At 69.7% G+C, this 6,736-nt stretch carries 4 protein-coding genes and 1 pseudogene; 4 read left to right on the forward strand and 1 reads right to left on the reverse strand.

The features are described 5' to 3' along the window. Positions 1–3: 3 nt before the first annotated feature. The gene (aceB, locus tag E1294_RS27625; protein WP_132513068.1) at positions 4–1,581 is read right to left on the reverse strand and encodes a malate synthase A; all 1,578 of its coding nucleotides are present in this window, start codon (positions 1,579–1,581) and stop codon (positions 4–6) included. Between the two features lie 162 nt (positions 1,582–1,743). On the opposite strand from aceB, the gene E1294_RS27630 reads away from it, so the two are divergent. The 4 genes and pseudogenes from E1294_RS27630 (at position 1,744) to E1294_RS27645 (ending at position 6,450) form a co-directional block, all read left to right on the forward strand. After that, complete coding sequence (locus tag E1294_RS27630; protein ID WP_132513070.1) at positions 1,744–2,436, forward strand: DUF4097 family beta strand repeat-containing protein; 693 nt, start codon at positions 1,744–1,746, stop codon at positions 2,434–2,436. A 75-nt stretch (positions 2,437–2,511) separates the two neighbouring features. Further along, positions 2,512–3,933, forward strand: coding sequence for a GTPase HflX (hflX, locus tag E1294_RS27635; protein WP_425465229.1), 1,422 nt, complete (start codon positions 2,512–2,514; stop codon positions 3,931–3,933). Between the two features lie 486 nt (positions 3,934–4,419). After that, a pseudogene (gene hutI, locus E1294_RS27640) lies at positions 4,420–5,630 on the forward strand (imidazolonepropionase). A 13-nt stretch (positions 5,631–5,643) separates the two neighbouring features. Continuing rightward, positions 5,644–6,450 (forward strand): DegV family protein, encoded by an 807-nt coding sequence (locus E1294_RS27645; protein WP_132513072.1) that lies wholly within the window; start codon positions 5,644–5,646, stop codon positions 6,448–6,450. Positions 6,451–6,736: the final 286 nt, after the last annotated feature.

Here is a 6,736-nt window from a genome sequence, read left to right on the forward strand (position 1 = left end):
TTCTTATGGCATTCGAGCATAAGCCGGAAGAGTCAGGAACTCCGCGAAGTCGTCATCCAGCGCGACCTCCTTGAACAGCGCCGTGGCCTGGGCGTACAGCCCCTCGTCGTAGCCCGGCTCCTGCGCGATCCTGGTCAGTTCCTCAGCGATGATCTGCTCGGCCAGCTCCTTCGTCACCCGCGCGCCCGTGTCGGCGAGGTCGATGTCGTTGTGGATCCACTGCCAGATCTGCGAGCGCGAGATCTCGGCCGTGGCGGCGTCCTCCATGAGGTTGTGGATCGCCACCGCGCCCTGCCCGCCCATCCAGGCGGCGAGGTAGCGCAGCGCCACGTCCACGTTGTTGCGCAGCCCCGCCTCCGTGATCTCGCCGGGCGTCTCCGAGACCGCCAGCAGGTCGGCGGGGGACACGCTGACGTCCTCGCGCAGCCGGTCGAGCTGGTGGGGCCGCGACCCCAGCACGCCGTCGAACACCTCGCGGCAGACCGGCACCAGGTCGGGGTGCGCCACCCACGACCCGTCGAACCCGTCGCCGGACTCGCGCGTCTTGTCGGCCCGCACCTTCTCCAGCGCCACCGCGTTCACCTCGGGGTCACGCCGCGAGGGGATGAACGCCGCCATCCCGCCGACGGCGTGCGCGCCGCGCTTGTGACACGTGCGCACCAGCAACTCGGTGTACGCGCGCATGAACGGCGCGGTCATCGTCACCGCGTTCCGCTCGGGCAGCAGGAACTCCCTGCCCCTGGTGCGGAACTTCTTGATCACGCTGAACAGGTAGTCCCAGCGGCCGGCGTTGAGTCCCGCGGAGTGGTCGCGCAGCTCGTAGAGGATCTCCTCCATCTCGAACGCCGCCGGATAGGTCTCGATGAGCACGGTCGCCCTGATCGTGCCGTGCGGGATGCCGAGCAGTTCCTGCGCCCGGGTGAACACGTCGTTCCAGAGCCGCGCCTCCAGATGCGACTCGATCTTGGGCAGGTAGAAGTACGGGCCCTTGCCCTTGTCGAGCTGCCGCTGGGCGCAGTGGAAGAAGTAGAGGCCGAAGTCGAACAGCGACCCCGCGACCGGACGCCCGTCAACCTGGGCGTGCTTCTCGTCCAGGTGCCATCCGCGCGGCCGCACCACGACCGTGGCCAGCTCGTCGTCGGGGCGCAGCGCGTACGTCTTGCCGCCGGACTCGAAGTCGATCGTGCGGTCGAGCGCGTCGCGCAGGTTGACGTGGCCGCTCACGCAGTTCTCCCAGAGCGGCGAGTTGGCGTCCTCGAAGTCGGCCAGCCAGACCTTGGCGCCGGAGTTGAGCGCGTTGATGGTCATCTTCTTGTCGACGGGGCCGGTGATCTCGACGCGGCGGTCCTCAAGACCGGGCGCCGGGGAGGCGACCTGCCAGTCGCCCTCCCGGATCTCCTTCGTCTCCGGCAGGAAGTCGAGCATGGCGCCGGCCGACAACTCCGCCTGCCGCGTCCGGCGGGCCTCCAGCAGCTCCAGCCGCCTGGCGTCGAACTCGCGCTGGAGAGTCGCCACGAACGCCAGCGCCTCCGGCGTGAGGATCTCGTCGAACCGGTCGAGCATCGGGCCGGTGATCTCCATGGGACCTCTTTCCGCATTTTCGCGATGTGGAAAACGACTTCTGGATTATGGAATCGACGCTACCCTTATGGTCCTTTCCCGGTCAAAGACGGGGTTCCTCCAGGGGATCGTCCGGGGCATCCCCGATGTGGACGGGTGGCGCGCCGCGAAAGGATGCGGGGCATGAGAACGATGGCGATCGCGGGCGGGCTGCTGGCCTCCGCATTGGCGCTGACCGGGTGCGGGCTCGCGAACATCGGGGGCCCCACCGAGCAGGACACCGCTTCTTACCAGGTGACGGACAAGGTCACCAAGCTGCGGCTCGAGAGTGGTGCGGGCGACACCGTGATCACGGAGACCGACGGCGCCGCCGTCCGCGTCACCGAGACGCTCCGCTGGCGCGGCGACGACAAGCCCACCCCCGAGCACAAGGTCGAGGGGGAGGCGCTGTTCGTCACCTACGACTGCCCGTCGAGCTTCGGCAGTTGCAGCGTCGACTACAAGATCGAGATTCCCAAGGGGCTGGCCGTCGACCTCGAGGCCGGCTCGGGCAACATCACGCTCAGGGACCTGACCGGGACGATCGACGTGAAGCTCGGCTCGGGCGACGTCGACGCCGCCGGTCTCGGTGGCAAGAAGGTGTACGCCGAGGCGGGATCGGGGAACATCGAGCTGAAATACCGCAGCGCCCCGGACGACGCGCGGCTCAAGACCGGCTCGGGCGACACGAAGCTCGTCGTGCCCGCGGGCAAGTACGCGGTGACGACCGACGTGGGATCCGGCGACGAGAACGTCAAGGTCGACAACGACGGCTCCTCGCCGCACAAGATCTCGGTGACGGCGGGTTCGGGCAACGTCGACGTGGAGCCGGGATAACCAGGTGATTGCGCCAGGGATGTCATGCCACCATCGTGGGAAGACACCGTGGTGTCCAGACGTTTCCTCATAGAGATGACACGAATGCACGAATACTCCACGCTCGACGCGTACGAGACCGGCGACATGGACCTCGAGGAGCGCCAGGCGCTGCGGCGCGTGGCGGGCCTGTCCACAGAGCTCACGGACGTCTCCGAGGTCGAATACCGCAAGTTGCGGCTCGAGCGGGTCGTCCTGGTCGGCGTCTGGACCTCCGGCACCGTCGACGACGCGGAAAACTCCCTTCTGGAGCTCAAGCTCCTGGCCGAGACGGCCGGGTCCGAGGTGCTCGACGGCCTGATCCAGCGCCGCCAGAAGCCCGACCCGGCGACCTACATCGGCTCGGGCAAGGCTCTTGAGCTGCGCGACGTAGTCGAGTCGACCGCCGCCGACACCGTGATCTGCGACGGTGAGCTGACCCCTGGCCAGCTCCGCCAGCTCGAGGAGACGGTCAAGGTCAAGGTGATCGACCGCACCGCGCTGATCCTCGACATCTTCGCCCAGCACGCCAAGAGTCGCGAGGGCAAGGCCCAGGTCGAGCTGGCGCAGCTCCAATACCTGCTGCCCCGCCTGCGCGGTTGGGGTGGCAACCTGTCCCGGCAGGTCGGCGGGCGCGCCGCGGGCGGCGTCGGCATCGGCGGCCGCGGCCCGGGTGAGACCAAGATCGAGCTCGACCGCCGGCGCATCCGCGAGCGGATGGCCAAGCTGCGCCGCCAGATCGGAAGCATGTCCACCTCGCGTGACACCATGCGCTACCAGCGCCAGCGGCGCGAGGTCCCGGCCGTGGCGATCGCCGGCTACACCAACGCCGGCAAGTCCTCGCTGCTCAACCGCGTCACCGGCGCGGGCGTGCTGGTGGAGGACGCGCTGTTCGCGACCCTCGACCCGACCGTGCGCCGGGCGCGCACGCCCGAGGGCCGGCTGTTCACGATCGCCGACACCGTCGGCTTCGTCCGGCACCTGCCGCACCAGCTCGTCGAGGCGTTCCGTTCCACGCTGGAAGAGGTGGCCGACGCCGACCTGATCCTGCACGTCGTCGACGGTTCCCACCCCGATCCCGAGGGTCAGCTGGCGGCCGTGCGCGAGGTGCTCGCCGACATCGAGGGCGCCTCCGGCATCCGTGAGATCGTCGTGATCAACAAGGCCGACCTGGCCGACCAGGAAACGGTCGACCGGATCCTCCGGCGCGAGCGCGACAGCATCGTGGTGTCGGCCCGCACGGGCAAGGGCATCCCCGAGCTGATGTCGCTCATCGACCGGGAGCTGCCGCGGCTCGACCACGAGGTCAACCTGCTGGTGCCGTACGACAGGGGTGACCTGATCTCGCGCGCTCACAAGGAGGGCGAGGTGCTCTCCGTCGAGCACGTCGAGGACGGCACGATCCTCCACGCCCGCGTGCTGCCGAGCCTGTCTCAGGAGCTGGTGCGGGTGGGCAAGCCGGTCGAGCGCGTCTCCTAGGGCTCCCTGGGAGGCCGGCGCCCGCCGCTATATCGCGGAGCGGTTGGGCAGCTCTCGCCTCAAAGCGTGCAGAGCTGCCCAAAAGCGGCAGTGGTCCCCGCACCCTGGGGTTGCTACCATTGGCCAGACCTAACGTTGGTCTGCATTTTGGGTTCGGGTTCTAGGTTTCGATGATGACTAGTGGTGTGCAAGTCGTCAACGGGGGCCATGGGGACGAGGCAGGGCTGGGTGACGGATGGGATCAGTGGTCTTTCTTCCGAATAACCCTGTACAGCGGCCCAGCCTGTGAAATAACGTAACTGAACTGAAATCGCCGGGTCATGTCTCCGGCGATACGGTCACCGCACAGCATGACGCGGACTAGAGCAGGAGACCCCCCATGTCGTCCGGACCCGGAGCGGACTCAGTGGGCGCGGCGCAGGCCGTGCACTGGGCGCTGGGGCCATGCCGGGAATCGGGCAGAAGCCCTCGCGGGGCGGTGATGCGGTGACCGTTCGGCTGCTGACCAACATCGGCCGTCTCTGGACCGGCAACGAAGTCCTGAGCAACGCCGCCATCCTCGTGCACAACGACCGCATCGCGTGGGTCGGTCGCGCGCCCGACCTGCCGCAGACGGTGCCCGGAGTCGTCGACGACATCGTCGACGTCGACCACGTCGAAAACCTGGGTGGCGCTCTCGTCACGCCCGGCCTCATCGACGCCCACACCCACCCGGTCTACGCCGGCAACCGCTACGCCGAGCTGGCCATCCGCACCGGCGGCTCCACGTCCGCGTCGATCACCGCGGCAGGCGGCGGCGTGGGCTCCACCGTCACCGTGACCCGCGGCACCGACCCCTGGACGCTCTGCAACGGCGTGCGCGAGCGGCTGCGCGACTGGCTGCTCAGCGGCACCACCACCGTCGAGGCCAAGACCGGCTACCACCTCACCCGCGACGGCGAGCTGGCCGACGTGCGGCTCCTGCGCGAGCTGGAGAAGGAGCCGATGATGCCGCGGGTGCACGTCACCTTCCTCGCGGCGCACGTCGTCCCGCCGGAATACTTCGGCCGGCAGCGCGAATACGTCGAGGCCGTCGGCTCCTGGTGCGCCGACGCCGCCGCCGCGGGCGCCGACAGCGTCGACGTCTACTGCGACGAGGGCCACTTCACCACCGAGGAGTCCCGCTGGGTCCTCGCCTCCGGCCGCAACGTCGGCCTGCTGCCGCGCATCCACGCCGGCCAGTATACAGCCGCCGCGGCGCCGTGCAGCTGGCCGCCGAGCTCGGCTGCGCCTCCGCTGACGGGCTGCACCACATGTCCGACGAGGACATCGCCATCATGTCCCGCTACGGCGTGCCCGCCGTCGTCTGCCCCGCCACCGCCCTGCAGCGCGGCCACCTTCCGCCGGTCCGCCAGATGATCAAGCACGGCGTGCAGATCGCGCTCGGCAGCGACCACAACCCCGGCTACTGCGGCATCACCTCGATGGCCCTGGTCATCGCCATGGCGGTGTCGGCGTTCGGGATGAGCGTCAACGACGCGCTCCGCGCGGCCACCCTCGGCGGCGCCACCGTTCTGGGCGCCCCCGACCGCGGCGTGCTGGCCCCGGGCCGGCTGGCCGACATCGTGCAGTGGGACGCCGACCACGAGGGCGCCTTCGCCTGGTCCTTCGGCCTCCAGCCGCGCCGGGTGTGGCGGGGCGGCACCCCTGTCCAGTAACTGACCCCGGGACATGCCGCCCACGGTCGCCGTCGTCACCGACTCAACCGCCTACCTGCCGCCCGTGCCGCGGGTCACGGTCGTGCCCGTCCAAGTGATAGCCAAGGGCGTGCCTCATGACGAGGGCTCCTTCACCGGCGACCTCGCCTCCGCCACCACCTCCCGGCCCGCGCCCGCCACGTTCGCCTCCTGCTACGCGTCCCTGGCCGCCGCGGGCGCCACGGGCATCGTGTCGGTCCACCTCTCGGCCGCGATGTCCGGCACCGCCGAGTCCGCCCTGGCGGCCGCCTCCGAGGCCCCCGTACCGGTGGAGGTGGTCGACAGCCGCTCGATCGCGATGGGCCTCGGCTACCCGGTCCTCGCGGCGGCCCGCGCCGCCGCCGGCGGGGCCTCCTTGGAGGAGGCGGCCTCGGCCGCCCGCAGGAGCGTGGCGGCCACCCGTACGTTCTTCTACGTCGACACCCTCGACTACCTGCGTCGCAGCGGCCGCATCGGCACAGCGGCCTCCCTCTTCGGCTCGGCCCTGATGATCAAGCCGCTGCTCCACATCGTGGACGGCCAGATCTCCCTCCTCGAAAAGGTCCGCACCTCGTCGCGCGCCCTCGCCCGGCTCGAAGACCTGGCCGTGGAGGCGGCGGGCGAGGGGCTGGTGGAGGTGGCGGTGCAACATCTGCAGGCCCGGGAACGCGCCACGGCGCTGGCCGAGCAGCTGTCCAAGCGGATGCCCTCATTGGCGGAGTTGCGGGTGGTCGAGGTGGGGGCGGTGATCGGCGCCCACGTGGGGCCCGGCATGCTCGGCCTGACCGTCACCGCTCTCTAGCCGCCTTCCACAGCCCTTCCCTTGCCGCGGGCGTTGTCCATAGTGCGTGGTGTCGCCCGGGTTTCCGCAGCCTCTCGGTTGTCGCGAGGGTTGTCCGCAGAGCGTGGTGTCGCCCGCGCTTCCACAACCCCTCCGTTGCCGCGGGCGCTGTCCACAGAACGCCGTTCGGTCCCCTGGCACGATCGCCTGTGGCCCTACCTTCACCCGCGTGCGAACCCCCGATCCGACGGCCGAACGAGCCATCGCCGAGTCCCGGCTGCGCTCGATCACGATGCCACCTGTCTCT

Source organism: Nonomuraea diastatica, assembly GCF_004349015.1.
Lineage (GTDB): Bacteria > Actinomycetota > Actinomycetes > Streptosporangiales > Streptosporangiaceae > Nonomuraea > Nonomuraea diastatica.

What these genes read in the sequence shown, in the direction of transcription:
- aceB (WP_132513068.1), bottom strand. Translation starts at nt 1,581, where the DNA reads ATGGAGATCACCGGCCCGATGCTCGACCGGTTCGACGAGATCCTCACG.
- E1294_RS27630 (WP_132513070.1), top strand. Translation starts at nt 1,744, where the DNA reads ATGAGAACGATGGCGATCGCGGGCGGGCTGCTGGCCTCCGCATTGGCG.
- hflX (WP_425465229.1), top strand. Translation starts at nt 2,512, where the DNA reads ATGACACGAATGCACGAATACTCCACGCTCGACGCGTACGAGACCGGC.
- E1294_RS27645 (WP_132513072.1), top strand. Translation starts at nt 5,644, where the DNA reads ATGCCGCCCACGGTCGCCGTCGTCACCGACTCAACCGCCTACCTGCCG.